This window comes from Stenotrophomonas sp. 05L44_2 (assembly GCF_056665995.1).
In genome coordinates this window covers 1-3139 of the sequence record NZ_JBFTNR010000504.1, presented here as the reverse complement: position 1 = coordinate 3139, position 3139 = coordinate 1, and the positions used below count along the sequence as shown (strand labels likewise).

2 protein-coding genes and 1 pseudogene are annotated in these 3139 nt (G+C 67.3%); all 3 read right to left on the bottom strand.

The annotated features are described in order from the left end of the window. Nucleotides 1-265: pseudogene (locus AC1VAN_RS16520) on the bottom strand (serine-type D-Ala-D-Ala carboxypeptidase); the annotation flags it as partial. Between the two features lie 102 nt (nt 266-367). Then, nucleotides 368-1606 (bottom strand): septal ring lytic transglycosylase RlpA family protein, encoded by a 1239-nt coding sequence (locus AC1VAN_RS16515; RefSeq protein WP_480986219.1) that lies wholly within the window; start codon nt 1604-1606, stop codon nt 368-370. Then, the gene (mltB, locus tag AC1VAN_RS16510; RefSeq protein ID WP_032975367.1) at nt 1603-2748 is read right to left on the bottom strand and encodes a lytic murein transglycosylase B; all 1146 of its coding nucleotides are present in this window, start codon (nt 2746-2748) and stop codon (nt 1603-1605) included. Before mltB ends, AC1VAN_RS16515 begins: the two co-directional genes overlap by 4 nt. Nucleotides 2749-3139: the final 391 nt, after the last annotated feature.

Genomic DNA, 3139 nt, shown 5'->3' with positions numbered 1-3139 from the left:
CGTACGACGTCATCACCTTGGTGATGCTGGCCGGGGCCAGCTGTTCGTTGATGTTCTCGCCTGCCAGCACCTGGCCGGTGGCGTAGTCCATCAGCACCCAGGCCTTGGAAACGCTGGGTGCAGGCGCCGGCGGCGTGGCCACGGTGGCGGGGGCAGCAGCGGCGGCAGGCGCCGGGGTGGCCGGGGTCGGCAGCGGCGTCTGGGCGGAGGCCAGGCCCACCACCAGGGTGGCGGCCAGGGCAGTGGCGGCGGAACGGAAATTCATGGGACAGCAGGCTCCAGGGGACGGCCGGAAAATGAAGGATGGGGCGAGGTGGCCATTGTAAGGCCGAGGTGGCAAGGGCCGGCAGCACCGGCCCGAGCGGAATCAGTCCTTGACGATCTGTGGCGAGCCAAAGCCCAGACCCGAGATGCGCCCGGCAAGTTCCGCCGCGCTGGCATGGTCGCTGGCGGGAACCCGCAGGCGCCACAGGGTACGGCCGCCCGCAGCGATGTCGCTGATGGTGGCACCGACGATGCCGGCAGCGTTGAGCTGGCCCATCGCCCGGTTGGCGTTGTCGCGGTTGGAGAAGCTGGCGACCTGCAGCATCACCGCGCCCACCACCTTCTGCGACAGGCTGGGGCTGCTGGCCGGGGCCGGGCTGCGCGGCATGGCGGTGGCCACGACCGGCGCTGCCGGACGCGACGCGGGTGCGCTGGGCGGCAGGCTGCTGACCGCCACTTCCGGCATCGTGCTGACAGCGGCCTGGGTGGTAGCCGGCTGGCCGCGCTCGGGCGCGGCGTCGGCCGGCAGGCGCTTGACCAGTCGATCGATGTCGCTGTCGGCAACCGCACRTGCGGCGGGTGCGGGGCGTGCGCTGGCAACGGCAGCGGCAGCCGCTTCAGCAGCACGGCGTTCGCGGCGCGACGGCTTCTGCGCCATCAGGTTGGTTTCACCCGGCTGCACTGCGCGCACTTCCACGTTGCCGGTACCGCGCTGGGTGATGCCCAGGCGCACAGCGGCGGCGTAACTGAGATCGACCACGCGGCCATCGTGGAACGGGCCACGATCATTGACGCGCACGATCACCGATTCGCCGTTGTCCAGGTTGGTCACGCGGGCGAAGCTGGGCAGCGGCAGGGTCTTGTGCGCAGCGGTGAACTGGTACATGTCGTAGACCTCGCGGTTGGAGGTCAGGCGGCCATGGAACTTGGCGCCGTAGTACGAAGCGGTGCCGCGTTCAACGTAGTTGCGGGTGTCGTCGAGCACCTTGTACTGCTTGCCCAGCACCACGTAGGGCGACTTGTTGCCGATCGCCGAGCGGTCCTCATTGGTCACCACCGGCTCGGGAATACAGGCCACGTTGGGCACGTAACTGGGCGTGGTGTCTTTCACGCCAGGCTTGTACAGGCCACCGGCAGTGTAGTTGCCACGGGTGGACAGGTCCTCGGTGGCGGCCGCGTACGGCGAGCCCTCCGGACAATGCGCTGGACGCCCGCCCTTGCCCTGCACCACCGTGCCGGACGGCTTGCCACCGTGGCCGGCGGTCGCCGGCTTTTTCGGCGCGCTGCTGCAGGCGGCCAGCGCGAGGACGATCAATCCAGGGACCAGCCATCTGATGTTCATGCCGGGGGCAGCTCCTGTCCGGCAATGGCCTGCGACAACTGGAACACGGCCATCGCGTACATCTTCGAGAGGTTGTAGCGGGTGATTGCGTAGTAGTTCTGGAAGCCCAGCCAGTACTGCTTGCCGGTGCTGCCTTCAAGGGTGATCGGGGTGGCGGTGGCACCCGGCTGCACCGGCGCGCTGGGCTGGTAGCCGCGCTGGGCCAGGTCGGCCAGCGACCAGGTGGGCATCCACTCGGTCGGGTTGAACTCCTCGCGGCCGGCGGCGAGCGTGGCCGGCACGGCAACCTGGCCGCCGCGCACCCAACCGCCCTTCTTCACGAAGTAGTTGGCGATGGACGAGAACACGTCGTCGTAGCTGGTGAACAGGTCACGGCGACCATCGCCATTGCCGTCCACGGCGTAATCCAGGTAGCTGGAGGGCATGAACTGGCCCATGCCCATCGCACCGGCATAGCTGCCCTTGAGCGTGGTGATGTCCAGCTTTTCCTCGCGACCCAGCTCGAACAGCTTGGCCAGTTCATCGCGGAAGAACAGCTCGCGGCGCACTTCGCGCTCCAGCTTGGCCGGGTCGCCACTGCGCGGGTAATAGAAGGCCAGGGTGTACAGCGCATCGAGCACGCGATGGCTGCCGGCATTCTTGCCGTAGCTGGTTTCCACGCCAATGATCGCCACGATCACTTCCGCCGGTACGCCGGTGCGCTGCTGCACACGGTCCAGTTCGGCGCGATGCCGGGCAAGAAACGCCTTGCCGCCATCGATGCGTGCCTTGCTGATGAACATCGGCCGGTATTCGTTCCACGGCTTGACCCGTTCGGCCGGCCGCGACATGGCGGCGATGATCGGCTGGCGCACCTGCGCCTGGTCGAGCACGTTGCGGATCTCGTCGGGCTTGAGTCCGTAGCGCTTGGCGGTGTCGGCAATGAATCTGGCGCGCGCGGTCTCGAAGGGCACCGGGGTGAGATCGACCGGTGCTGCCGTGGCCGCGGTCGCTTCCGGCGCGGCCTCGGCCGGGCCGTGGGGCTTGGCAGCCGGGTGGCGCGGCGTACTGCTGGCCTGTGGCGAAGTCGGTGGGGACGTCGGCTGGGTCGCGCAGGCGACCAGGCCGAGGGTGAGCATGCAGGCCAGAGAACGTCGAATCATCACCGCAGGTTAGCAGGTCATGGATGAATTAAAACCCCTAASACCATGAATCACAACGATTTGCWCGCGTTCAGTGCGAAATGTGAAGACGTTGTGATTGACCTGCCCCATTCAGGCAGAGGTTGCCGGTTGCGTCCCCATCCCCGCAGACGCAACCGGCCGCCGGACCCGGTCGGTACCTGCGCGGCTGCCGCTCCCCAGTGGCAGTGCTCCGCGCTCCCTGTACCCGTTGGATCAGTACTGCTTTCCCATCCGACGCCCCTCGCGCTGCATCAAAGACTGCGCGCCATGCCGAACGGGCCGCCATTGTGCAGGCCGATTGCGACAAGTCCATTGATCAGGATCAACGCGGCGTCAAAATGTGAATTGGCGCCCACTTTTAATGGAACTT

Excerpts from the sequence above, each read along its gene's own strand:
- mltB (WP_032975367.1), bottom strand. The coding sequence starts at position 2,748 with ATGATTCGACGTTCTCTGGCCTGCATGCTCACCCTCGGCCTGGTCGCC.